Source organism: Streptomyces sp. NPDC034049, assembly GCF_055575575.1.
In genome coordinates, this window is sequence record NZ_JBVISJ010000011.1 from 235,128 (window position 1) to 259,737 (window position 24,610).

Below are 24,610 nucleotides of genomic sequence, written 5' to 3' on the forward strand. Positions count from 1 at the left end.
CGGCGGCGCCCGGCACCTCCATGACGGGAGGGGCCGGGCGCCGCGACGGTGGCCGGTGTCAGCCCATGTGCGGGTACGTGTAGTCGGTCGGCGGGACCAGGGTCTCCTTGATGGCGCGGGTCAGGGTCCAGCGCATCAGGTTCTGCGGGGCGCCGGCCTTGTCGTTGGTGCCGGAGGCACGGCCGCCGCCGAAGGGCTGCTGGCCGACGACGGCGCCGGTGGACTTGTCGTTGACGTAGAAGTTGCCGGCCGCGTAGCGGAGCTTGTCCATCGTGTACGCGGTGGCCGCGCGGTCGCCCGAGATGACCGAACCCGTCAGGGCGTAGGCCGACACCGATTCCATCTGGGTCAGCATCTCCTCGTAGCGGTCGTCCTCGTAGACGTGCACGGCGAGGAACGGGCCGAAGTACTCGGTGGTGAAGACCTCGTTGGCCGGGTCGGTGCACTCGACGACGGTCGGGCGGACGAAGTAGCCGACCGAGTCGTCGTAGGAGCCGCCGGCGACGATCGTGCAGGTCGGGTCGGACTTGGCGCGGTCGATGGCGGCCTTGTTCTTGGCGAAGGAGCGTTCGTCGATGACCGCGCCGACGAAGTTGGACAGGTCGGTGACGTCCCCCATGGTCAGGTACTCGACCTCGGCGGCGAACTCCTCCTTGAACCCGGAGTTCCAGATCGACGCCGGGATGTAGGCCCGGGAGGTCGCGCTGCACTTCTGGCCCTGGTACTCGAAGGCGCCGCGGGTGAGGGCGGTCTTGAGCACGGCGCGGTCCGCGCTCGGGTGCGCGACCACGAAGTCCTTGCCGCCGGTCTCGCCGACGAGGCGCGGGTACGACCGGTACTTCTCGATGTTGGCGCCGACCGTCTTCCACAGGTACTGGAAGGTCTTGGTCGAGCCCGTGAAGTGGATGCCGGCGAGGTCGCGGTGCTCCAGCGCGACGTTCGACACCTCGATGCCGTCGCCGGTGACGAGGTTGATGACGCCCTTGGGCAGGCCCGCCTCCTCCAGCAGCCGCATGAGCAGGACGGCGGCGTGGGTCTGCGTCGGGGACGGCTTCCAGACCACCACGTTGCCCATCAGCGCCGGGGCGGTCGGCAGGTTGCCCGCGATGGCCGTGAAGTTGAACGGCGTGATCGCGTAGACGAAGCCCTCCAGCGGGCGGTGGTCGAGGCGGTTCCACACGCCGGGCGAGTTGGCCGGGGGCTGCTCGGCGAGCAGGTCACGGGCGTACTTGACGTTGAAGCGCCAGAAGTCGACCAGTTCGCAGGGACAGTCGATCTCGGCCTGCTGGGCGGTCTTGGACTGGCCGAGCATGGTGGAGGCGGCCAGCGTCTCGCGCCAGGGGCCGGCGAGGAGGTCGGCGGCGCGCAGGATGATCGCGGCGCGGTCGTCGAAGGACATCGCGCGCCAGGCGGGCGCGGCGGCGAGGGCCGCGTCGATGGCGTCCCGGGCGTCCTGCCCAGTGGCGTTGGCGTAGGTGCCGAGGCGGGCCTTGTGGTTGTGCGGCTGCACCACGTCGAAGCGGTCGCCGCCGCCCATGCGCCGCTCGCCGCCGATGGTCATCGGCAGGTCGATCGGGTTCTCGGCCAGCTCCTTCAGCTTGACCTCCAGCCGGGCACGCTCGGGCGAGCCGGGGGCGTAGCCGTGCACCGGCTCGTTGACGGGGGTGGGGACCTGGGTCACAGCGTCCATGGGTTCCGTAACTCCTAACTGAGCGGTGTGTGGCGAGCCGTTGTGTGGGGCTCAGCCCTTGCTGACCATGGCGCGGAGGAAGAACCGCAGGTTGGCGGGCTTCTCCGCGAGGCGGCGCATGAAATAGCCGTACCAGTCGGTGCCGTACGCGGTGTAGACCCGCATCCGGTGTCCTTCGGCGGCCAGCCTCAGGTGCTCGTCGCCGCGGATGCCGTACAGCATCTGGAACTCGTACTCGTCGAGCTTGCGTCCGGCGCGGTGGGCGAGTTCCTGGGTGATGGAGATCAGGCGCGGGTCATGGGACCCGATCATCGGGTACCCCTCGCCGTCCATGAGGATCTTCAGGACGCGGACGTACGCCCTGTCGATCTCGGCCTTCTGCTGGAAGGCCACGTCGGCGGGCTCCTTGTAGGCGCCCTTCACCAGCCGCACCCGGCTGCCGGCGGCGGCCAGGCGGCGGGCGTCGGCCTCGGTGCGGAAGAGATAGGCCTGGATGACGCAGCCCGTCTGCGGGAAGTCCCGGCGCAGTTCGTCGTGGATGGCGAACATCGAGTCGAGGGTGGTGTGGTCCTCGGCGTCGAGCGTGACCGTCGTCCCGATCGCGGCGGCGGCCTCGACGACCGGGCGGACGTTGGCCAGGGCCAGCTCGTGGCCGCCGTCGAGCGCCTGGCCGAAGAGGGAGAGCTTCACGGACATCTCGGCGCGCTCGCCGAGCTCCAGCTCCTTCAGCCGGTCGATCAGCTCCAGATAGGCGTCGCGGGCGGCGGCGGCCTGCTCCGGACGGGTGATGTCCTCGCCGACGACGTCCATCGTGACGTCGAGACCGCGGCCGGTGAGCTCGCGGATGACGGGGACGATGTCGTCGACGCGTTCACCGGGGATGAAGCGGTCGACGACCTGCTTGGTCACGGGCGCCGCCGAGATCAGGCGTCGCATCCGGTCGCTGCGCGACGCGGCGAGAATCACGGGACCCAGCACGGGGCACCTCCACAAACCAGCAGATAGAACCACCGTGAAACCTAAGGATCCCTCCGTTCGCCGACCATCGACAGCTGTCACGTATCCGTGCCGCAGATCTCAGACAGATGTATGAAGACCGGTACGTGCGGAAGAATGCCCGCGTGACGCCGGAATCCGCATCGCCCCACCCCCTGGGTGGTTACCAGGACCTCGTCGACGAGATCTCCGCGCTGCTCGGCGCCCCGGCGACGCTGGAGAACCGCGACTTCGAGCTGATCGCCTTCGGCGCCTATGACAGCGAGGGCGAGCTCGATCCGTCGGCCATGGACCCGGTCCGCACCCGCTCGATCCTGACCCGCCGCTCGACGACGGCGGTACGCGAGTGGTTCGAGGGCTTCGGCATCACCCGCGCGACGGGCCCGGTCCGGATCCCCCCGACGCCGGAGGCGGGGGTGCTCCGGGGGCGGGTCTGTCTCCCGGTACGCCATCGGGGGGTCGTCCTCGGTTACGTCTGGCTCCTGGACGGCGATCCGGGCCCGACCGACGCCCAGCTGTCCGCCGCCATGGCGGTGACCTCCCGCATCGGCGCCCTCCTCGCGGACGAGGCCCAGGCCGGCGCCGATCTCACCCGGGAGCTGCGCGCGGTGCTCACCGCCGGGCGCGACTGGGAGCGCGACATGGCCGTGGCGGAGCTGCGCGCGGCACTCGGCCCCCGCGGCGACGGCGTCCACACGCTGGTGTGCGTGGCGCCCTGGCCGTCCGCCGACCCCGACGACGCCCCCTCCTTCCGTACCGTGCCGGGGGCGACCGCGCTGTGCACGGTGCCGTGGGACGAGGCGGACCAGGGCCTCGCCCTGCTGGTGCGGCTGCGCTCGGCGGACGTGCCCGCCCCGGCGCTCACGGCGGCCGCCCGGCTGCTGGAGCGCGCGGGCGCGCACGCGGCGGCGGGTGTCTCGGGGGCCCGCGCGGGCCTCGCCGAACTGGGCACCGACTGGCGGGAGGCCTCGGCGGCGGCCCGGGCGGCGCTGGCGGAGCCGCGGCTGGGCCCGATCGCCGAGTGGCGCTCCATCGGCCCGTACCGGCTGCTGACCGCGCTGCCTTCCGGCCTCCCCCAGGACCCGGCCGTGCGCACCCTCCTCAGCCCCGCCCACCGTGAACTCGCCCGCACCGCCGAGGTCTTCCTCGACCACGCGGGCCAAGCCGGGCGGACCGCCGCCGAGTTGGGCATCCACCGCCAGACCCTCTACTACCGTCTCTCCCGCGTCGAGCAGCTCACGGGCCTGCGTCTGACCGACGGCGAGGACCGCCTGCTGCTGCACATGGCGCTGAAGGGCGCGCGGCTGTGAGGTCTTTGGTGAGCGCCCATGAGGCCCTTGGTGAGCGTCGGCTCGCCGGGAGAGCCGGTGGGCGTCAACTCGCCGAGGGGAGCGGGAACAGCGCGCTGAGGCGGGGCAGACGGCGGTGCGACTCGGCGTCGTCGCGGGCGTCCCAGCGTTCGCCGGCGGGGTCCCCCGATTCGGGGTCGTCGCCGCCGAGTCTGTCCATGGCGTCGTAGAAGTCCTCCTCCGTACACCCCGTGACATGTTCGTAGGCCCGCGCGGCCACATAGTCCAGCTCCTCCCACTCCAGCCACTCCTCCTCGTCCCAGACCTCCGGCGAGCGGCCCACGAGCCGCCGCACCGCGGGCACCTCGGCCAGGGCGTCCGGGTCGCGGGCGACGCTGTCGAACCCCTCCCGGCCCAGGCCGACCAGCCAGAGCCGGAAGTAGAAGAAGCTGTCGTCGGAGCACCAGCCCATGATCCGGTCGGCGGCGCCCCACAGGTCCCAGGTGAGGGTGGGGGCCAGCACCCGGTCCAGGCCCGCCTGGAACCGCAGGATCTCGGGCTCGGGCCGGCCCGCCAGTCGCTCGCGCAGCCACTCCAGCCGCTCGTCGGGGCCGGCCGCCGCCCGGCGGCAGCCCTCGATCAGGTCCCAGAAGGTCTCGTCGTCCACGGCGCCACCATGACAGGGGGCACTGACAACGCCCTCCGGCCTGGGGGTTCGAGGCCGCGTGGCGGCATCGTGGTGGCGCGAAACCGCGCTTCTGAAAATGATTGTCATCGTGCTACGGTCAGGCACGTTGAATCTTTGACCACGCCTTTACTCGGAGTGTCCTGTGCGCGTCCCGGCCCGTTTCGTCCCGCTCACCGCGGTCACCACCGCGACCTCGGCCCTGCTCACGGGCTGTTTCTCGGCAGCGGGCCCCGAGAAGGCGGGCGGCGAGGGCAAGCGGATACGGGTCGCGATGATGCAGCCGCCCCGCTCGGGCCTGTCCCCGCTCTCCGACGACGCGTTCAAGCTGTCGCGCTGGTCGACCGCCGAGACCCTGGTGAAGCTGAACGCGGAGGGCGACGCACAGCCCGCGCTCGCCACCGAGTGGAAGCGCTCGGGCAAGAAGTGGACCTTCACCATCCGGGAGGGCGTGACCTTCCACGACGGTACGAAGCTGACGGGTGAGGCCGTCGTCAACTCCCTCACCGAGGCGGCCACCGCCTCCCCCAAGCCCCGCATCCTCGACGGCGTGGACCTCACGGCGAAGGCCGACGGCGACACCGTCACCGTCACCACGGCGGTCGAGGACCCGCTGGTCCCGCAGCGCCTCAGCTCGCCGCAGCTGTCGATCCTCGCGGCGAAGGCGTACAAGGGGAAGACGGTGAACCCGCAGGGCGCCGGCACCGGTCCCTTCGAGCTGACCGAGGTCGACGGCACCGCCTCCGCCACCCTCGACCGCTACGACGACTACTGGGGCGACAAGGCCAAGGCCCCCGGCATCGACGTGAGGTTCGTGCCGGACGGCACCGCCCGCGCGGCCTCCCTGCGCAGCGGCGAGGCCGACATCGTCGAGGCGGTCCCGGTGTCACAGGCCGCCGTGCTCGACCAGGACCTGATCACCGAGGTCCCGATGCCCCGCACCAACACCCTCTATCTGAACACCGAGAAGGGCGTGTTCAAGGACGCCTCGCTGCGCGCCGCCGCCCGCGAGGCCATCGACGCCGAGTCGATCGTCGAGGGCGTGTACGAGGGGCGCGCCGACGTCGCCGAAGGGCTGCTGGGGCCCGCGCTGCCCTGGGCCGCCGACCTGCGCTCGACGGTCGAGCGCGCCAAGGCCGGTGACCCGTCCGGAAAGTCGATCACCATCGGCACCTTCACCGACCGCGCCGAGCTGCCCGAGGTCGCCGCCACGCTGCAACAGCAGTTGCAGAAGGCCGGGTTCAAGGTGAAGCTCGACGTGCGCGAGTACGCCAACATCGAGTCCGACGCGCTCGCGGGCGAGTTCGACGCCTTCATCCTCTCCCGGGCGACCGTCCTCGACTCCGGCGACCCGGCCGCGTACCTCTACAGCGACTTCGCCTCCGACGGCTCCTTCAACATCTCCCAGCTCGCCGACAAGACCGTCGACACGGCTCTCGACTGGGCCTCCGACGCCGCCGCCGGTGACGCCCGGCGCCGGGCCGTCATCGACGCGGAGGCCGCCGTCCTCACCACCGACGCGGCTGTGCCGATGCTGCACGAGCGGGTGATCCAGGGCGACGCCGCCGGTGTGGTCGACGCCGCCCACGATCCGAGGGAGCGGCAATTGGTGACTGCGGACACCTACGTCAATTGAACCCTCCCCCGGCGGCAGTCGAGGGATTCCTGGCTCACGCCGCTCAGTCGCTCGACGAGCGATCGAGTCTTCCGCGATCAACACCAGCCGGGTTGGCACCAGCCCGGTCACGTCAACGTCAAGGATCCAGCGAATGTCTGGTTCGCGCAGAACTCTGGCCGCCGATCACGCGATCGAGTGGACGGTCCGCGCGCCTGGGCTCACCCGCCTCCTCTGTCTCCTCGCAGTGCTGACCGTCGTCGGTCTGCTGCCGTGGCTGTCCGGCCGTGACCCCGCGCTGACCGTGCTGCGGGCCCGGTCGGCCGAGCAGGAGGCGACCCCCGAGGCGCTGGCCGCGATCCGCGAGGACCTGGGCCTGGGCGCGGGTCCCCTGTCCCTGTTGGGTAGTTGGGCCTCCGGGCTGCTGCGCGGCGACCTCGGCACCTCATGGGTGTCCGGCACGGACGTCCTGCCCTCGGTGGTCTCCGGCCTCCAGGTCTCCCTCGCCCTGATGGGCACCGCCTTCGCCGTCGCGCTCGTGCTGGCCGGCGCGCTGGTCGCCCCGGTCCTCGTCCGGGGCCGGGGGTCGGCCGGCGCGTTCGCCGCGATGCTCGCCGCCGTCCCCGAGTTCCTGCTGGCCACGGTGGCGCTGCTGGTCTGCGGGGTCTGGCTGGGCTGGCTGCCCACGTCCGGCTGGGCGGGCCCGGAGTACCTGGTGCTGCCCGCGATCGCCCTCGGTGTCCCGGCCGGCGGTCTGCTGGGCCGCCTCGTCGCGGACGCGCTGCCCGCCGTGCTCGACGAACGCTGGGTCGAGCTGTGGCGGGGCGCGGGCGTCGGCCGGGCCCGTGTCTCGGCGGCCGCGCTGCGCCGCGTACTGCCGCCCCTGGTACCGCAGTTCGGCATGGCCGCCGTCGGCCTCACCGGCGGCGCCGTCGCCGTGGAGACGGTCTTCGCTGTCCCCGGCATCGGCCGTACCGCACTGGGCGCGGCCAAGTCCCAGGATCTCCCCCTCCTCCAGGGCGCGGTCCTCGCCCTCCTCGCCCTGGGCCTGGTCGCGGGCGCCCTGGCCGCCCTCGTCCGGCGCCGGCTCCTCGGCCCGGCGCTGCGCGACGCGAGCCTCACCCTGCCGCCGGCCCGGCCGGTCCGCGCCCACCCCGCGATACCGCTGACCCTCGCGGCCGTCCTCCTGGTCACCGTCGGCTGGGGTCTGCTGCGCGACCCGTACGCCGTGGACACCACCGCCCGTCTCCTCCCGCCGTCCTGGGCGCACCCGCTCGGCACCGACGGGCTCGGCCGTGACGTCCTGGCCCGCCTCGGCCACGGCGCGGCCGCCACGGTCGGCACGGCGGCGGCGGTCTGCGCGCTGAGCCTGCTCGTCTCCCTGGCGCTGGGCTTCCTGCCGCGTGCGGCGGCGGGCGCGGCGGACATCGCCAACGCGCTGCCCCCGGTGATCGTCGGCATCCTCGTCGCCGCGGCGGCCGGCCCCGGCACGGGCGGCGCGGCTCTCGCCGTGGCCCTGATCTCCTGGCCCGCCCTGTCCGCCCACGCGGCGGCGCTGGTGCAGGAGGTCCGTGCGTCCGCGTTCCTGACCGCCCAACGGGCCATCGGCGCGAGCCCGTGGTGGATCCTCACCCGGCACGTCCTCCCGTCGGTCGCCGCCCCCGTCGCCCGCCACGCCGTCCTGCGTCTGCCGGGCATCGCCCTGGCCCTCGCCTCGCTGGGCTTCCTGGGCCTCGGCGCCCAACCGCCCACGCCGGAGTGGGGGTTGCTCCTCGACGAGTCCCGCGCGTACGTGGAACGCGCCCCGTGGGCGGCCCTGGCACCGGCGGTCGCCCTCGCCCTGCTGGCCGGTCTCGCCGTGTCGGGCGCGGCGTACGCGCGGTCGAGGACGGGCGCGCGGCGCACGCGCACACCCGGTCGGGCCCACCGTACGAAGGGAAAGGCATCCGTTGAAGCCGCAACCGAGGTCTGACGTGCCGCGCGCGGACGCGCCGCCCGCCTCCGACGTCCTGCTCTCGGTCCGCGGGCTGCGGGTCGCGTTCGGCGGGGTCGAGGCCGTGCGCGGGCTGTCGTTCGACGTGCGGCCGCGCGAAGTGCTCGCCCTGGTCGGCGAGTCGGGCGCGGGCAAGTCCCTCACGGCCCGGGCGCTGCTCGGGATGCTGCCCGAGGGCGCGACGAGCAGCGGCACCGTACGGCTGCGCGGGGAGACCGACCTCGCCGCCCAGCGCGGCCGCCGTATCGCCCTGGTCCCGCAGGACGCCTTGTCGGCGCTCTCCCCCGTGCACCCCGTGGGCGACCAACTCGCCGCGGCCGTACGGTCGGTGGCGCGCGTCTCCCGCAAGGAGGCCCGCGCCCGGGCGGTCGCCGCGCTCGACCGGGTGGGCATCCCCGACGCCGGGCGCAGGGCGCGGGCGTATCCGCACGAGTACTCCGGGGGTATGCGCCAGCGGGCCGTGATCGCCATGGCGACGATCAACGAACCGGACGTGGTCGTCGCCGACGAGCCGACGACCGCGCTCGACGCGGAACTCCAGGAACAGGTGCTGCGGGTCCTCGCCGCACAGCGGGAGGCCGTCGGCGCCGCGCTCGTGCTGATCACCCACGACCTGGGCGTGGTCCGGGAGCACGCCGACCGCGTGCTGGTCATGTACGCCGGACGCCAGGTCGAACAGGGCCCGGCGGCGACCGTGTGGGGGCGCCCCCGCGCGCCGTACACGGCGGGCCTGCTGGCGTCGCTGCCACCGGACGACGCCGCCGACCACGGCAGCGACGACGACAGCAGCCGCAGCGACCACCGTCCGCGCCCCGCCGGTCGTCGTCGCCGGCGGCTGCCCTCCATCCCCGGCTCCCCGCCCGCCCCCGACGCCCTCCCGCCGGGCTGCACGTTCGCCCCGCGCTGCCCGCTCGTCGAGGACCGCTGCCGCCGCGAGGAACCGCCGCCGTGGGCGGCCGGGGACGGCCATGAGGTCTCCTGCCACCGCTGGGACGAGGTCCCGCACCCCGCGACCGAGTTGTTCCTGGAGCCCGTGTGAACCCGCAGACCCCCCTGCTCGACGTGCGCGACCTGGTCGTCCGCTACGGCCCGGTCACCGCCGTCGACCGGGTGTCCTTCACGGTGGCCGCGGGCGAGACCGTGGCGCTGAACGGCCCGTCCGGCTGCGGAAAGTCCTCCACGGTCGCCGCCGTGCTCCGGCTGCGCCGCCCGGACGGCGGCGAGGTCCGCTTCGAGGGACGGGAGCTGACGTCGCTCTCCGAACGCGAGCTGCGCCCGCTCCGGCCCCGTATGCAGCCGGTCTTCCAGGACCCGTACGGCTCGCTCAGCCCCCGCCACCGCGTCCGCGAGGCGGTCGCGGAACCCCTGCGCGTGCAGGGCCGCTGGGACGCCACCGGCCCCGACCGGGTCGCCGGGCTCCTGGACCGGGTCGGTCTGGACCCGGCCCTCGGCGACCGCTTCCCGCACGAGCTGTCCGGCGGCCAGTGCCAACGGGTCGGCATCGCGCGGGCGTTGGCGTCCGAGCCGCGCCTGCTGGTGCTCGACGAGCCGGTGTCCGCCCTGGACCCCTCCATCCGGGCCGGCGTCCTCAACCTGCTCACCGACCTCCAGGACGAGCTGGACCTCGGGTACCTCTTCATCTGCCACGACCGCGCGGTCGTACGCCACTTCGCGGACCGCTCGATCGAGATGCGCGCCGGGCGGTTCGTGCCGGAGGGGTCCACCGCGGTCTAGAGATGCCGCCCCGGCCCCGCGCCGGCGACGCGTCCCCGGAGCCGTGGGTCAGGTCGGCGAGCCGGTGGTGATCAGCCCCTGCCGGTAGGCGATGGCCACCGCCTCCGTACGGCTCGCCGCCCCCAACTTGGCCAGGATGTTGGACACATGGACGCTCGCCGTCTTCCCGGTGATGAACAGCTCCTCGCCGATCTGCCGGTTGGTGCGCCCGAGCGCGAGCAGCCGCAGGACATCGCTCTCCCGCGCGGTGAGGGCGGGCACGCCCCCGTCCCCCTGCGCCTCCCCCAACCGCCCCCGCCGCACCAGTGCGTCCAGGGCGGCCCGCAGCGGCACGGCGCCCAGCCGGTCGGCGGTCTCCCCGACCACGCGGGCCTCGGCCGCCGCCTTCTCCCGCGCCCCCGCCGCCAGCAGCGCCTCCGCCAGCCGCAGCCGGCACCGGGCCGACTCGTACGGATCACCGAACGCGAACGCGTCCACCGCCCCGCGCCAGACCTCCACCTCGGGGCCGGTCCGCACCCGCGTCCACTCCGCCTCGGCCCGCGCCAGCCAGGCCAGCCCCTCCGGCCCCTGCCCGCCGCCGTCCTCCCCCACGGCCGCCGTGTCCCGCGCGGCCCGCACCAGCTCCTCCCCCGTGGCGGCCCAGCGCCGCACCTCCTCCTCGTCCCCGGCCGACCGCCGTTCCGCCACCGCGTCCGCGACCGCCCCGAGCGCCAGCGCGGCGAGCCGGACGGTCGCGTCGGGCCGGGCCCCGACCTGCTCGGTGAGGAGGGAGACACTCTTGCGGAACTGCGCGACCGCGGCGTGGGGATCGCGCCGCAGGAGCGCCGCCTCGGCGAGGGTGATGCCCGCGACCAGGGCCGCCATGAAGTCGTAGCGCCCCTCCAGGAGCGCCCGTGCCCGCTCGACCACGCTCTCGTCGCCCCGGGCGAGGGCGACGTACAGGGCGGGACCGACCGCGTATCCGGCGTCTGCGGGCAGCCGGTCGGCGTCGGCGGCCGAGCGGACGCACTCGTCCCAGCGGCCCAGGGTGTAGAGGCACAGGGAGTGGAGGTAGCGCATCTCCACCGGGTACGGGGAGGAGAGCAGGCCCGCGCGGCCCGCCCGCTCCAGCCCCTCGGCGAGCCAGGCGAGGCACGCGTCGAGGTCGCCGGATTCGAAACAGCCGACGGCGAGGTTGAACAGGGCCCGCATCTCCACCGGGACGTTGCCCGCGCCACGGGCCAGGTCACGGGCCTCGCACAGCCGCGCCCGGCCCGGCGCCGTACGCCGGTTGGTCCGGGGGTCGAGGCCCACCACGGAGATGATCAGATCGGCCTGCGCGTCGGACAGCCCGAGGCGCTCGGCCACGTCCAGCGCCTGCCCGGCCACCCGCCCGGCCTCCTCGTCCTGCCCCACGTACCGCGCCGCCATCACATGCGTGGCCGCCGCCCACACCCAGGTACGGGACGGCGGCTCGACCGGGATCATCGCCAGCGCCTCGCTGCTGTACCGGAACGCGGCCTCCAGATGGTCCACGCGCATCAGGTCACCGGCGAGCGTGTAGCGCACCCTGGCGGCCAGCTCGGAGTCGGCGTCCGGGCCCGCTCCGGCGAGCGCCGAGCGGGAGAGGGAGACCGCGCGGTGGTTCTCCCCGGCGCGCGCGGCGGCGGCCGAGGCGCGCAGGGTCAGGGTCACCGTGTCCAGGTCCCTGGGCCGGGCCCCGGCGTCCACGGACGTCCACAGCTCCAGGGCACCCTCCAGGTGCCGCAGCTCCTCGGCGGGCGCCCCGATGCCGTGCGCGTGGTCGGCTGCCTCGACGGACGCCGCCAGCGCGTCCGCGAGGTCATGGCTCTCGCGGGAGTGGTGGGCGCGCTCGGCGCTCTCGGCCGCCCTCCCCCTGCGGGCCAGCAGCTTGGCGAACACCCCGTGCAGCCGGGCCCGTTCGCCCGGCAGCAGATCCGCGTAGACGGCCTCCCGGGTGAGCGCGTGCCGGAACTCGTACGTCGATCCCTCGCCCGGCAGCAGCAGTTGCCGGCCTACCGCCTCGCGCAGCGCCGACTCCAGCTCGTCGTCGGGGAGTTGGACGGCGTTCCGCAGCAGGTCGTGCTCGACCCTGCGGCCCGCGACCGCCGCCGTGCGCAGCACCTGCTGGGCCGCGCCGGGCAGTTGCTCGATCCGGATCAGCAGCACGTCGGCCAGCCCGCTCGGCAGCACCGCGCCCGGTTCGTCCGCCGTCGCGGCGAGCAACTCCTCGGCGTAGAAGGCGTTGCCCTCCGCCCGCTCGACGATCCGGCCCACCGTGGCCTCGGGCAGCGGCTCGGCGCGCAGCGAGCGCACCAGCCGGGCCACCTCCGTGTCCGGCATCGGCCTCAGCTCCAGCCGCTCCACGGCGGGCAGCCGCACCAGCTCGGCGAGCAGGGGGCGCAGCGGGTGGCGGCGGTGCAGATCGTCCGCGCGGTACGAGGCGAAGACGGCGAGCCGGTGGACCGGGGCGCCGGGGGTGGGCCGCTGGAGCACGGCCCGGCTGAGCAGGAAGCGCAGCAGGTCCCGCGAGGACTGGTCGGCCCAGTGCAGGTCCTCCAGCACGAGCAGGACGGGCGTCGTGCTGGAGAGGTCCGTCAGCAGCGCGGCGACGCCCTCGAAGAGCTGGAGCCGGTCCCCGCCGTCCGCTCCGCCGCCGAGGAGGCGGCCGGTCGCCGGGTGCGCCCGAAGGAGCGGCGCGAACCGCTCGTCCGCGGCCAGGGCACCGAGAATCTCGGTGAACGGCAGATAGGGCAGACCGACGTCGCCGAGGTCCACGCAGTGGCCGGTGAACACGACGGTGCCGTTGCGCGTCGCGTAGGCCGCCGCCTCCGCGAGGGTCCGGCTCTTCCCGACCCCCGCGTCCCCCGCGACCAGCACGGCCCGGGGCTCACCACCGCCGGCCCGGTCCAGCACGTCCCTCAGCCGGGCCATCTCTGTGTCCCGCCCGACGAACGGCGCGTGAACGATGCTCTGAGCCACGCCGCCATCCTGGCACGCCCGCGCACGCCCTCCGGGGTGCGGTGCGTTGTCGGGTGCGGGTGGGTGGGGCTTCTCGCGCAGTTCCCCGCGCCCCTGAAGGAAGCCTTCGGCCCCTTCATCAAAAAGCACGGGGCGCAGCCCCTGCTTTTTGAGGGGCGCGGGGAACTGCGCGACCAGCCCCCACCGGACGGACGTGTGGGGGTCGAAGGGGCGCAGCCCCTTGAGGATGGGACGGGTAGGGGCGGCGGGGGCGCAGAAGGCGGGGCCGGCCACCCGCAGGTGACCGGCCCCGCCTCCGGGCGGAACAGCGGCCTCAGACCAGGTTGACCGACCGCGCCGACGTCGCGCCGATCTCCTCCGCGACCTCGGCGAGCACCGCCGGAGGAACCGTGTCGTCCACCGTCAGCACCGCCAGCGCCTCCCCACCGGCCGCGGACCGCGCGACCTGCATACCGGCGATGTTGATCCCGGCCTCGCCGAAGACACGACCCACGGTGCCGACGACACCGGGCCGGTCGACGTAGCTGAGGACGACCATGTGGTCGGCCAGCGCGAGGTCCACGTCGTACTCACCGACCGCGACGATCTTCTGGTGGTGCTTCGGCCCGGCCAGCGTGCCGGACACCGACACCTCCTCGCCGCTGCCGAGCGTGCCGCGCACGGTGACGACGTTGCGGTGGTCGGGCGACTCGGAGCTGGTGGTCAGCCGCACCTCGACGCCGCGCTCCTGCGCGAACAGCGGAGCGTTGACGTACGACACCGTCTCGTCGACGACGTCCTCGAAGACACCCTTGAGCGCGGACAGCTCCAGCACCTTCACGTCGTGCTGGGTGATCTCGCCGTACACCTCGACGTCGAGGCGGACCGCGACCTCACCGGCCAGCGCGGTGAAGATCCGGCCGAGGCGCTCGGCGAGCGGCAGGCCCGGCTTGACGTCCTCGGCGATGACCCCGCCCTGGACGTTCACCGCGTCCGGGACCAGCTCGCCGGCGAGCGCGAGGCGCACGGAGCGCGCCACCGCGATGCCCGCCTTCTCCTGGGCCTCGTCGGTCGAGGCGCCGAGGTGCGGGGTGCAGACGACCTCGTCCAGCTCGAACAGCGGCGAGTCGGTGCAGGGCTCCTTGGCGTACACGTCGAGGCCCGCGCCGGCGACCCTGCCCTCCTTGAGCGCCGAGTAGAGCGCGGCCTCGTCGACGATCCCGCCGCGCGCGGCGTTGACGATGCGCACCGAGGGCTTGACCTTCTGCAGCGCCTCGGCGCCGATCAGGCCGACCGTCTCGGGGGTCTTCGGCAGGTGGACGGTGATGAAGTCGGAGACCTCGAGCAGCTCGTCCAGCGACAGGACCTTGACGCCCATCTGCGCCGCGCGCGCGGGCTGCACGTAGGGGTCGTAGGCGACGACCTTCATGCCGAAGGCGGACATGCGCTGGGCCACCAGGGCACCGATGCGGCCGAGGCCGACGACACCGAGGGTCTTCTCGGCCAGCTCCACGCCCGTGTACTTGCTGCGCTTCCACTCGCCGTTCTTCAGCGCCGTGTTCGCCTGCGGGATGTGGCGGGCGGTGGCGAGGAGCAGACCGCAGGCCAGCTCGGCGGCGGTCACGATGTTCGAGGTGGGGGCGTTGACGACCATCACGCCGGCCTTGGTGGCGGCGGAGACGTCCACGTTGTCCAGGCCGACGCCGGCGCGCGCGACGACCTTCAGCTTCTTCGCGGCGGCGATCGCCTCGGCGTCGACCTTGGTGGCCGAGCGGATCAGGATCGCGTCGACGTCGGCGATGGCGGGGAGCAGTTCGGCTCGGTCCGCTCCGTTGACGTTCCGGATCTCGAAGTCCGGGCCCAACGCGTCGACGGTGGCGGGCGACAGCTCTTCAGCGATCAGTACGACTGGTTTCGAGCTCACGTGAGTCCTCACAAGTCCAATGCTGCGGACGGCCGTCCCGACGGCCGCAGGCGGTGGAGGGGAGTGACACCCGGAATTCCCCGGTGTCGCTTGGCCGCGTGGAAGACGCACGACGCTGTGGGCCTGACGCGTATGTAGTGCAGCAGTGTAGTGGCGCCGGGGGCGTCGTCCCACGCCACCACGGAAAGGTCACCCGGACGTGAGAACGAGGCCGGTCGCGGCACCGGGTGAACCCCGCCGCGACCGGCCCCTCGGATCACGCCTCTTCGTCGTTGACCCAGCTCATGAGCTTGCGCAGCTCCTTGCCCGTGGTCTCCAGCAGGTGCTCGGAGTCCTGGGTCTTGTACTCGTTGTACTTCTTCAGACCGCCGTGGTACTCGTCCATCCACTGCTGGGCGAAGGTGCCGTCCTGGATCTCGGCGAGGACCTTCTTCATCTCGGCCTTGGTGGCGTCCGTGATGATGCGGGGGCCGGTGACGTAGTCGCCCCACTCGGCGGTCTCGGAGATCGACCAGCGCATCTTCTCCAGGCCGCCCTCGTACATGAGGTCGACGATCAGCTTCAGCTCGTGCAGGCACTCGAAGTACGCGATCTCCGGCTGGTAGCCGGCCTCGGTCAGCGTCTCGAAGCCCGCCTTCACCAGCGCGGCCGTGCCACCGCAGAGAACCGCCTGCTCACCGAAGAGGTCGGTCTCGGTCTCCTCGGTGAAGGTCGTCTTGATGACGCCGGCGCGGGTGCCGCCGATGCCCTTGGCGTACGACAGGGCCAGCGCGAAGGCGTTGCCCGTGGCGTCCTGCTCGACGGCGGCGATGCACGGAACGCCGCGGCCCTCCTCGTACTGGCGGCGGACCAGGTGGCCGGGGCCCTTGGGGGCGACCATGCAGACGTCGACGCCGGCCGGGGGCTTGATGAAGCCGAAGCGGATGTTCAGGCCGTGGCCGAAGAACAGCGCGTCGCCGTCGTTCAGGTTGTCCTTGATGTGGTCCTCGTAGACCTGGGCCTGGATGGGGTCCGGGACGAGGATCATGATGACGTCGGCCTCGGCGGCGGCCTCCGCCGGAGTCACCACGCGCAGGCCCTGCTCCTCGGCCTTCGCCTTGGACTTGGAGCCCTCGTGCAGACCGACGCGGACGTCGACACCCGAGTCGCGCAGGGACAGCGCGTGGGCGTGGCCCTGGCTGCCGTATCCGATGACCGCGACCTTGCGGCCCTGGATGATGGACAGGTCGGCGTCGGCGTCGTAGAACAGCTCGGCCACTTTGGGTTCTCTCCTTGAGTGCAGGTGTTGCGTCCCACCGTATGACGGCGGGCGGAATGAAGGTCTGCGGGTCTCGGCATACGGGCGGCCGCGCGTCGCCGGCCGCCCGTTTCACGCGTCAGGCCGATCGGTCCAGGGCGCGCAGCGAGCGGTCCGTGATCGAACGGGCGCCGCGGCCGATCGCGATCGTGCCGGACTGGACCAGCTCCTTGATACCGAACGGCTCCAGCATCTTGAGCATGGCGGCCAGCTTGTCGCTGGATCCGGTGGCCTCGATGGTGACGGCCTCCGGGGAGACGTCGACGGTCTTGGCGCGGAACAGCTGGACGATCTCGACGATCTGGGAGCGCGTCTCGTTGTCGGCGCGCACCTTCACCAGAACGAGTTCCCGCTGAACGGCGGAGGCCGGCTCCAGCTCGACGATCTTCAGGACGTTGACGAGCTTGTTGAGCTGCTTCGTCACCTGCTCCAGCGGCAGTTCGTCGACCACCGTCACCACGATGGTGATCCGGGAGATCTCGGGGTGCTCGGTGACGCCGACCGCGAGCGAGTCGATGTTGAAGCCGCGGCGGGAGAACAGGGCGGCGATCCGGGCCAGGATGCCGGGGGTGTTCTCCACCAGGACGGAGAGCGTGTGCTTGGACATGGTCGGGTTCCTTTACCTACGGCTCTCAGTCGTCTTCGTTGTCGCCGAAGTCGGGGCGGACGTCCCGGGCGGCCATGATCGTGTCGTTGGAGGTGCCGGCGGCGACCATCGGCCACACCATCGCGTCCTCGTGGACGACGAAGTCGACGACGACCGGGCGGTCGTTGATCGAGTTCGCCTCCTCGATGACCTTGTCGAGGTCGTCCGGGGACTCGCAGCGGATGGCGTAGCAGCCCATGGCCTCCGACAGCTTCACGAAGTCGGGGACGCGGGTGCCGCGGGCGTTGGGGTTGACGTCGTCCGGGCCGCTGTGCAGGACGGTGTTGGAGTAGCGCTGGTTGTAGAACAGCGTCTGCCACTGGCGGACCATGCCGAGGGCGCCGTTGTTGATGATGGCGACCTTGATCGGGATGTTGTTCAGGGCGCAGGTGGTCAGTTCCTGGTTGGTCATCTGGAAGCAGCCGTCGCCGTCGATCGCCCAGACGGGCCGGTCCGGGGCGCCGGCCTTGGCGCCCATGGCGGCCGGGACCGCGTACCCCATCGTTCCGGCGCCGCCGGAGTTCAGCCAGGTGGCGGGCTTCTCGTACTGGATGAAGTGGGCGGCCCACATCTGGTGCTGGCCGACGCCCGCCGTGAAGATCGTGCCCTCGGGGGCGAGTTGTCCGATGCGCTCGATGACCGCCTGCGGGGAGAGCGAGCCGTCGGCCGGCTGGTCGTAGCCGAGGGGGTAGGTCTCGCGCCAGCGGTTGAGGTCCTTCCACCAGGCGCTGTAGTCGCCCGGCGCGCCCTCGCTGTGCTCCTTCTGCACCGCCTGGATCAGGTCGGCGATGACCTCGCGGGCGTCTCCCACGATCGGCACGTCGGCGGCGCGGTTCTTGCCGATCTCCGCCGGGTCGATGTCCGCGTGGACGATCTTGGCGAACGGCGCGAAGCTGTCCAGCTTGCCGGTGACGCGGTCGTCGAAGCGGGCGCCGAGGGCGACGATCAGGTCGGCCTTCTGCAGGCCGGTGACGGCGGCCACCGAGCCGTGCATACCGGGCATGCCCAGGTGCTGGGGGTGGCTGTCGGGGAACGCGCCGAGCGCCATCAGCGTGGTGGTGACAGGGGCGCCGGTCAGCTCGGCCAGCACCTTCAGCTCGGCCGTGGCACGGGCCTTGAGGACGCCGCCGCCGACGTACAGCACGGGCCGCTTGGCGGCCGTGATCAGCTTGGCGGCCTCGCGGATCTGCTTGGCGTGCGGCTTGGTGACGGGCCGGTAGCCGGGCAGGTCCATGGTCGGCGGCCAGCTGAAGGTGGTCTTCGCCTGGAGGACGTCCTTGGGGATGTCGACCAGGACCGGTCCCGGGCGGCCGGTGGAGGCGATGTGGAACGCCTGCGCGATCGCCCGGGGGATGTCCTCCGCCTTGGTCACCAGGAAGCTGTGCTTGGTGATCGGCATGGTGATGCCGACGATGTCCGCCTCCTGGAAGGCGTCCGTACCGATCGCCTTGACCGCGACCTGTCCGGTGATCGCGACCAGCGGCACGGAGTCCATGTGCGCGTCCGCGATCGGGGTGACCAGGTTGGTGGCGCCCGGCCCGGACGTCGCCATGCACACCCCGACCTTGCCGGTGGCCTGCGCGTAACCGGTGGCCGCGTGGCCGGCGCCCTGCTCGTGACGGACCAGCACGTGGCGCACCCGCTTGGAGTCCATCATCGGGTCGTACGCCGGGAGGATGGTGCCGCCGGGGATGCCGAACACCGTGTCGGCCCCGACCTCCTCGAGAGAGCGGATGAGGGACTGCGCACCCGTGACGTGCTCGACGGGGGTGGTCGGTCCTCCGGATCGGGGCCGCGGCTGCGGATGGTGGGCCCCGGTGGCCTGCTCGGTCATCGGCATTCTCTTCTCGATGCTGAGGGTGTTTTGCGAGGTTCGTGCGGTGTGCGGCTAACGCCGACTGGTGCCCGTGCAACAAAAAACCCCTCCTTGCCACGAGGCAAGCGAGGGGAGCGCGCCGGGAACGTTCGCTGGGGATTCCGGATCGTGGTCCGGTGGGTCCCAGCTTCAGCCGACGCGCTTTCCAAGTACGAGGATTCGGGTGCGCATGGCACTGACCCTCCCCCTCGCGCGCACCACGTGTCAAGCGGGTGGGACGGGAGTCTCATTATGTGAGCGAAGGGCACTTCCGCCTCCGTAGACAGCGGGTACACCACCTGTGTACACCCCCGCGCCTCGCCACGCCCGCTCACCCCCGACGCGTCCCTCGGGCTCTCGCGCGCCACCCGCGAACGCGGGTTCGGCGGCGCCTCCGGGCACCGGGTAGTGCCCGAGGGAGAGGGCCCGGCGGAGCCGGTACTCGTCCAGTGGTCCGGAGAAGGCCGCGCCCTGGCCGTGAGTGCAGCCCATCGCGCGCAGGACGATCACCTGCTCGGGCAGATCCACGCCGTCGGCGACGGACTGGAGCCCGAGGTCGTCGGCGATGCGCAGCAGCCCCCGGGTGATCTTGTGCAGCCGGGTGGACTCCACGATGCCCTCGACGAGGCTCCGGTCCAGCTTCAGCACGTCGACGGGGAGACGGCGCAGCGCCGTGATGGCCGCGTGGCCGCTGCCGAGGCCGTCCAGGGCGATCCGGACACCGAGGCGCCGCAGATGGTGCAACCGGCGCTCCAGCTCGTCGAGCGGGCACTTCAGCTCGGTGTCGGAGAGCTCGACGACCAGGGAGCCGGAGGGCAGGCCATGGCGGCTCAGGAGCGCCTCCAGCGAGCCCGGGGGCAGTGAGCGGTCCAGCAGGCGCCGGGCGCTCATCCGGACGGAGACCGGTACGTTCAGGCCGTTGCTGACCCGGTCGGCCGCCTGCTCGACGGCCTGCTCCAGCATCCAGCGGCCCAGCTCGGCGGTCTTGTCGCTGTCCTCGGAGACCCGCAGGAACTCGGCGGGGGTGAACAGCACCCCCTGGGAGGAGCGCCAACGGGCCGCCGTGGCGACCGACGAGATCCGGCCGGTCTCCAGCTCCACCACGGGCTGGTTCAGCAGCATGAACTCGCCGTCGTGCAGCGCGGCCCGCAGCCGGGTGGCCAGCTCGGCCTTGCGTACGACGTCCTGCTGCATCTGCGGCTTGTACAGCTCGACGCGGCCCTTGCCGGACGCCTTGGCTCGGTACATGGCGAGGTCGGCGTTGCGCAGCAGCTCGCCCGCGCCGAGGCCGGGCTCGGCGAAGGAGACCCCGATGGAGGCGGCCACCCGGACGTCGTTGCCGTCGATGGTGTACGGCTGCGAGAGGGCGATCCTGAGACGGTCGGCGAGCTCCACGATGTGCTGTTCCCGGGCGGCGCGGTCCCGGGAGCCGTCGCCGACGATGAGGGCCGCGAACTCGTCGCCGCCGAGACGGGAGGCGGTGTCCCCCTGCCGGACGGCGTCCTGGAGTCTGCGGGCGGCCTGGACGAGCAGTTCGTCCCCGGCCTGGTGGCCGATGGTGTCGTTGACGGCCTTGAAGCCGTCGAGGTCGATGAAGAGGACCGCCGTGTTGCGCAGGGCGACGCCCCGGTCGGAGGAGCGGCGGCCGGAGAGCGCCTGCTGGACGCGCTTGGTGAACAGGGCACGGTTGGGCAGGTCGGTGAGCGGGTCGTGCTCGGCGTTGTGCTGGAGCTGGGCCTGCAACCGCACTCTCTCGGTCACGTCCCGGCTGTTGAAGATGAGGCCGCCGTGGTGACGGTTGACCGTGGACTCCACGTTCAGCCAGCCGCCGTCGCCGGACTTGAAGCGGCACTCGATACGGGTGGTGGGCTCCTCGGCGGGGCTGGCGGCGAGGAAGCGGCGCACCTCGTGGACGACGCAGCCGAGGTCCTCGGGGTGGATGATCGAGGCCAGCTCCTTGCCGACGAGGTCCTCCGCGGGGCGTCCGTAGACCCCGGCGGCGGCCGGGCTGACGTAGCGGAGGATGCCGTTCGGCGCGGCGATCATGATGACGTCGCTGGAGCCCTGGACCAGGGAGCGGAAGTGGTTCTCCTTCTGGGCCAGCTCCTGGGTGAGCGTGATGTTGTCCAGGAGCATGATCCCCTGGCGCACGACGAGCGCGAGCACGACCGTGCAGGCGGTGATGAGCACCACGCGGTCGACGCTGCGGCCGTTGAGGACGTTGTAGAGGATGCCCAGGGTGCAGACGGCGGCGGCCAGGTACGGGGTGAGCGCGGCCAGGGATCCGGCGATGGGGCGGGTGGCCGGATACCGACTGTGACCTCCTCCCTGGAGGAGCACATGGACGTGCCCTCCCTGCGCCCCGTCATGGCGGTGGCCGAGCTGTGCCTCGTGGCGGTGGCCCGGGTGCGCGTCGTGCCGCTGACCGGGGATGTGTTCGTGCACCACGCGCCCGTGGCCGCCCTCGTCCTGCCCGCCCCGCTGGCCGGCCCAGGGGGCGTAGGCGAGGAGCAGGGAGCCCGCGAACCAGCCGGCGTCGAGGAGCTGACCGGACTGGTAGCTGGTGTGCAGCAGGGGCGAGGTGAACAGGGCGTCGCACATCACGGTGAGCGCGAGGGCGCCGATCGCCGTGTTGACCGCGGAGCGGTGCATCGAGGAGCGGCGGAAGTGCAGCGCGAGCACCATGCTGACCAGGGCGATGTCGAGCAGCGGGTAGGCCAGCGAGAGCGCGGTGTGCGCGGTGTTGGAGTCCTCCAGCTGGGCGTTCTGGGCGAGCGCGAGGCTCCAGGAGAGGGTGACGAGGGAGCCGCCGATGAGCCAGGAGTCCAGGGCCAGGCAGACCCAGCCGGCCTTGGTCACGGGCCTCTTGGCCAGCACCAGCAGGCCGACGATGGCGGGTGGCGCGAAGCAGAGGAAGAACAGGTCGGCGTAGCTCGGCTCGGGCACGGGCCGCTCCAGGACGACCTCGTACCACCCCCAGACGCCGTTGCCCAGGGCGGCCATGACGGAGGAGAGGGCGAACAGCAGCCAGGCGGGTCGAAAGCGGCTGCGCCGGGTGCGCGCGTAGCGGAAGCAGGAGACGGCCGCGGCCGCCGCGGCGGCGCTGAGCCCGAAGTCGCCCATGACGAGGGCGACTTGCTCATTGCCCCAGCCGAACGCGGCACCGACCGCGTACGCCGCGCAGAGCAGGGCGAGGACGAGCTGGGCTCGGATGCGGCCGCGGCCGGTCGCCCGCCCACCGGGCGACTGCGGTCCGGGCAGCGGCTTGGCGGCCCGGAGCGTGGGGTCCAGCGTGGCGGCGGAGGACGGGCGGGTACTCACGGGGTCTCCCCGGTGAACACCGCTCCCGTGTCCCGCCGGTCCCGGCGCGTCGGGTGGGTGTGCTTTCTGCGGCTGCTGTGCCTGCGGTACTGACCGTGACCGCCGCGTCCGCCGTGGCTCCCGTGCGGGTGCCTCCGCGTCGCAGCTCGCCAGGGCCGCCGTCGGCGGCTCCGCCGCGTCGGATCGTTCGTCCATAGGCCGTGCATCGCCCGTCGCCCCCCTCGCTGTCTCAAGTCCGTCCCCGGCGCCGAACGGTGCGCGGCGCAGCCCCTGTCGGGGACGATACACCAGTCTCGTCACTCAGGGACATAGTTCCTCTACGCTCAGTGACCACCTGCGGCAACACGAGCACGTTCCGCTTCCGAAGGAATGCGGAGGGTGCCCGAAGTGGATTACGCGTCGTCCGTCTCGCCTGTCGTAAGGACCACGTTGCGCAATGGCTCCCGGTTCACGAAACGCCCCAACTGGTCCACCAACAGCCTTTTCGCGCGCGGCAGGAAGGCCGATGTGGGGCCGCCGACGTGCGGGCTGATGAGCACCCCGGGCGCGCGCCAGAGGGGGTGGCCGGGCGGCAGCGGCTCGGGGTCGGTGACGTCCAGCGCCGCGGTGATGCGGCCGTTGTCCAGTTCCGCCAGCAGTGCCTTGGTGTCGACGACGCCTCCGCGGGCAACATTCACCAGGAGGGCCCCGTTCTTCATGTGGGCCAGGAAATCGGCGTCGACCAGGCCTTTCGTCTGTTCCGTGAGAGGCGTGGACAGAATCACGACATCCGCCTGCGGCAGCAGGGAGGGCAGTTCGGTGAACGAATGCACCGGTCCGCGCGCCGTGGTGCGCTCAGAGCGCGCGACGCGCGCCACCCGCGCCACCTCGAAGGGTACGAGCCGGTCCTCGATGGCCGCGCCGATCGCGCCGTAACCGACGATCAGCACGGTCCTGTCGGCGAGCGCGGGGCGGAAGGCGCCCTCCCAGCGCTCCTGTTGCTGAGCCCGGACGAAGTCGGGGACACCGCGCAGCGAGGCGAGGGTCAGGGTGAGCGCGAGTTCGGCCGTGCTGGCCTCGTGCACTCCGCGGGCGTTGCACAGCTGGACACCGGGAGCGACCACGGACAGCCGGGCCAGGACGTCGTCGACGCCCGCCGTGAGCGTCTGGATCACCCGCAGGTTCCGCATGTGCTCCAGCGGGTTCACCTTCACCGGCCAGCGCTTCATATAGGGCACCACGTACAGGACGCAGTCCGCGGGGTCGCCCGGATACGGCTGCGTGCCGTCCTCACCTCCGTCCCAGAAGAGGTAGTTGGGGCCCTGTGGGAGCCCCTCGATCTCGTCCGGCGGGATGGGGAGCCACACATCGGCGGTCACGTCCGCGGTCGGGTCGGCAGTCGCGTCAGCAGTCATGCTCCGGAGGCTATGTCAGGTACCCGCTACGGCAGAGGTTAGGTTGGGGGTTCGGGAGAGGGAGGGTCACGACCAGGTGGAGCGCAGGACGATCGGCGCGGCGACGCTCGAGGTGGGGGCCGTAGGACTCGGGTGCATGCCGATGAGCTGGGCGTACACCGGGTCGCGGCAGCGGGGCGACGAGTCGATGCGGACGGTGCACCGGGCCCTCGACCTCGGCACCACGCTGCTGGACACGGCCGACATGTACGGTCCCTTCACCAATGAGCTGCTGGTGGGCCGGGTACTGAAGGAGCGGCGCGCGGAGGCCTTCGTCTCCACCAAGGTGGGCCTGCTGGTGGGCGAACAGCACATCGTGGCCAACGGCCGCCCCGGTTATGTGAAACGTGCCTGCGACGCCTCGCTGCGCCGGCTCCAGACCGATGTCATCGACCTCTACCAGCTCCATCGCGCGGACCCCGAGGTCCCCGTGGAGGAGACGTGGGGCGCGATGGCGGAACTCGTACAGGCCGGGAAGGTACGGGCGTTGGGCCTGTGCGCGGTGGGCGCGCGGGCGGGCCGCCGGCCGGGGGCGGGGGTCCACGACACCACGCTCCGCCAGCTCCGGCGCATCCAGCAGGTGTTCCCGGTGAGCGCGGTGCAGGCGGAGCTGTCGGTCTGGTCGCGGGAGGCCCTGGACGCCCTGCTCCCCTGGTGCGTGGCCCGTGGCATCGGCTTTCTCGCGGCCATGCCTCTGGGGAACGGTTTCCTCACCGGCACCCTGACCCCCGGCGGCGGCTTCGAGCCGGACGACCTCCGGGCCCGTCATCCCCGCTTCACCGCCGAGATGATGGCGGCCAACCAGCCACTCGTCGTCGGCCTGCGCCGGATCGCGGCCCGCCACGGGGCGACGGTGACCCCGGCCCAGGTGGCCCTCGCCTGGATCCTGTCCCTCGGCCCCCACGTGGTCCCGGTGCCGGGCACGAAGCAGGCGCGGTGGGTGACGGAGAACGCGGCCGCCCACGCGCTGCGTCTGACGCCGCAGGACCTGGCCGAGGTGGCAGGTCTGCCGCCCGCGCGGGGATCCTGGGACTGAGGGAACGCGGCACCGAGGGACGTACGCCTCGGGGAGCGACCGGCTGAGCCCGCCACGCGGCCGGCACCGCGAAAGATCCGCTGGTTCCGGCGGAGGTGGAACTTGTGGGGCACTCGCGGTGTAAGACAAGTAGAA

16 protein-coding genes are annotated in these 24,610 nt (G+C 72.5%); 6 read left to right on the forward strand and 10 right to left on the reverse strand.

The annotated features are described in order from the left end of the window. Positions 1-58 precede the first annotated feature (58 nt). Positions 59-1,690, reverse strand: a complete 1,632-nt coding sequence (gene pruA / locus ACZ52C_RS29310) for an L-glutamate gamma-semialdehyde dehydrogenase (RefSeq protein WP_469077560.1) — start codon at positions 1,688-1,690, stop codon at positions 59-61. A 51-nt stretch (positions 1,691-1,741) separates the two neighbouring features. Then, positions 1,742-2,668 carry a proline dehydrogenase family protein gene (locus ACZ52C_RS29315; protein ID WP_469077561.1) on the reverse strand — a complete coding sequence of 309 codons (927 nt, stop codon included), beginning with the start codon at positions 2,666-2,668 and terminating at the stop codon, positions 1,742-1,744. A 107-nt stretch (positions 2,669-2,775) separates the two neighbouring features. Between ACZ52C_RS29315 and ACZ52C_RS29320 the strand changes: the two genes are divergently transcribed. Beyond that, positions 2,776-3,996 (forward strand): PucR family transcriptional regulator, encoded by a 1,221-nt coding sequence (locus ACZ52C_RS29320; RefSeq protein ID WP_469077562.1) that lies wholly within the window; start codon positions 2,776-2,778, stop codon positions 3,994-3,996. A 64-nt stretch (positions 3,997-4,060) separates the two neighbouring features. Here the strand turns inward: ACZ52C_RS29320 and ACZ52C_RS29325 are convergent, their stop codons facing one another. Then, complete coding sequence (locus ACZ52C_RS29325) at positions 4,061-4,642, reverse strand: DUF4240 domain-containing protein (protein ID WP_469077563.1); 582 nt, start codon at positions 4,640-4,642, stop codon at positions 4,061-4,063. A gap of 163 nt (positions 4,643-4,805) precedes the next feature. Between ACZ52C_RS29325 and ACZ52C_RS29330 the strand changes: the two genes are divergently transcribed. The 4 genes from ACZ52C_RS29330 to ACZ52C_RS29345 all read left to right on the forward strand — a co-directional run bounded on the left by ACZ52C_RS29330 (position 4,806) and on the right by ACZ52C_RS29345 (position 10,002). Next, positions 4,806-6,296, forward strand: a complete 1,491-nt coding sequence (locus tag ACZ52C_RS29330) for an ABC transporter substrate-binding protein (RefSeq protein ID WP_469077564.1) — start codon at positions 4,806-4,808, stop codon at positions 6,294-6,296. Between the two features lie 133 nt (positions 6,297-6,429). Further along, positions 6,430-8,247, forward strand: a complete 1,818-nt coding sequence (locus tag ACZ52C_RS29335) for an ABC transporter permease subunit (protein ID WP_469077565.1) — start codon at positions 6,430-6,432, stop codon at positions 8,245-8,247. 1 nt (position 8,248) lies between these two features. Next, complete coding sequence (locus ACZ52C_RS29340; RefSeq protein WP_469077566.1) at positions 8,249-9,307, forward strand: ABC transporter ATP-binding protein; 1,059 nt, start codon at positions 8,249-8,251, stop codon at positions 9,305-9,307. After that, entirely contained in the window at positions 9,304-10,002 is a 699-nt protein-coding gene (locus ACZ52C_RS29345; RefSeq protein ID WP_469077567.1) for an ATP-binding cassette domain-containing protein, read from the forward strand. The genes ACZ52C_RS29340 and ACZ52C_RS29345 overlap by 4 nt, the downstream gene beginning before the upstream one ends. A gap of 48 nt (positions 10,003-10,050) precedes the next feature. Here the strand turns inward: ACZ52C_RS29345 and ACZ52C_RS29350 are convergent, their stop codons facing one another. The 7 genes from ACZ52C_RS29350 to ACZ52C_RS29380 form a co-directional block, all read right to left on the reverse strand. Further along, positions 10,051-12,984, reverse strand: coding sequence for a helix-turn-helix transcriptional regulator (locus ACZ52C_RS29350; protein ID WP_469077568.1), 2,934 nt, complete (start codon positions 12,982-12,984; stop codon positions 10,051-10,053). Between the two features lie 313 nt (positions 12,985-13,297). Then, entirely contained in the window at positions 13,298-14,887 is a 1,590-nt protein-coding gene (gene serA / locus ACZ52C_RS29355) for a phosphoglycerate dehydrogenase (protein ID WP_045562451.1), read from the reverse strand. Positions 14,888-15,143: 256 nt separating this feature from the next. Further along, positions 15,144-16,145 (reverse strand): ketol-acid reductoisomerase, encoded by a 1,002-nt coding sequence (gene ilvC / locus ACZ52C_RS29360; RefSeq protein WP_275455950.1) that lies wholly within the window; start codon positions 16,143-16,145, stop codon positions 15,144-15,146. Between the two features lie 118 nt (positions 16,146-16,263). Then, complete coding sequence (ilvN, locus tag ACZ52C_RS29365; protein WP_469077569.1) at positions 16,264-16,791, reverse strand: acetolactate synthase small subunit; 528 nt, start codon at positions 16,789-16,791, stop codon at positions 16,264-16,266. 25 nt (positions 16,792-16,816) lie between these two features. After that, positions 16,817-18,664 carry an acetolactate synthase large subunit gene (locus tag ACZ52C_RS29370; RefSeq protein WP_469077570.1) on the reverse strand — a complete coding sequence of 616 codons (1,848 nt, stop codon included), beginning with the start codon at positions 18,662-18,664 and terminating at the stop codon, positions 16,817-16,819. Between the two features lie 246 nt (positions 18,665-18,910). Beyond that, the gene (locus tag ACZ52C_RS29375) at positions 18,911-22,006 is read right to left on the reverse strand and encodes a putative bifunctional diguanylate cyclase/phosphodiesterase (protein WP_469077571.1); all 3,096 of its coding nucleotides are present in this window, start codon (positions 22,004-22,006) and stop codon (positions 18,911-18,913) included. Between the two features lie 392 nt (positions 22,007-22,398). Further along, complete coding sequence (locus tag ACZ52C_RS29380) at positions 22,399-23,400, reverse strand: 2-hydroxyacid dehydrogenase (protein ID WP_469077572.1); 1,002 nt, start codon at positions 23,398-23,400, stop codon at positions 22,399-22,401. 76 nt (positions 23,401-23,476) lie between these two features. Between ACZ52C_RS29380 and ACZ52C_RS29385 the strand changes: the two genes are divergently transcribed. Then, the gene (locus ACZ52C_RS29385; RefSeq protein ID WP_469077573.1) at positions 23,477-24,475 is read left to right on the forward strand and encodes an aldo/keto reductase; all 999 of its coding nucleotides are present in this window, start codon (positions 23,477-23,479) and stop codon (positions 24,473-24,475) included. The last annotated feature ends 135 nt before the right edge of the window (positions 24,476-24,610 follow it).

What these genes read in the sequence shown, in the direction of transcription:
- pruA (WP_469077560.1), bottom strand. Translation starts at nt 1,690, where the DNA reads ATGGACGCTGTGACCCAGGTCCCCACCCCCGTCAACGAGCCGGTGCAC.
- ACZ52C_RS29320 (WP_469077562.1), top strand. Translation starts at nt 2,776, where the DNA reads ATGTATGAAGACCGGTACGTGCGGAAGAATGCCCGCGTGACGCCGGAA.
- ACZ52C_RS29335 (WP_469077565.1), top strand. Translation starts at nt 6,430, where the DNA reads ATGTCTGGTTCGCGCAGAACTCTGGCCGCCGATCACGCGATCGAGTGG.
- ilvN (WP_469077569.1), bottom strand. Translation starts at nt 16,791, where the DNA reads ATGTCCAAGCACACGCTCTCCGTCCTGGTGGAGAACACCCCCGGCATC.
- ACZ52C_RS29370 (WP_469077570.1), bottom strand. Translation starts at nt 18,664, where the DNA reads ATGACCGAGCAGGCCACCGGGGCCCACCATCCGCAGCCGCGGCCCCGA.
- ACZ52C_RS29380 (WP_469077572.1), bottom strand. Translation starts at nt 23,400, where the DNA reads ATGACTGCTGACGCGACTGCCGACCCGACCGCGGACGTGACCGCCGAT.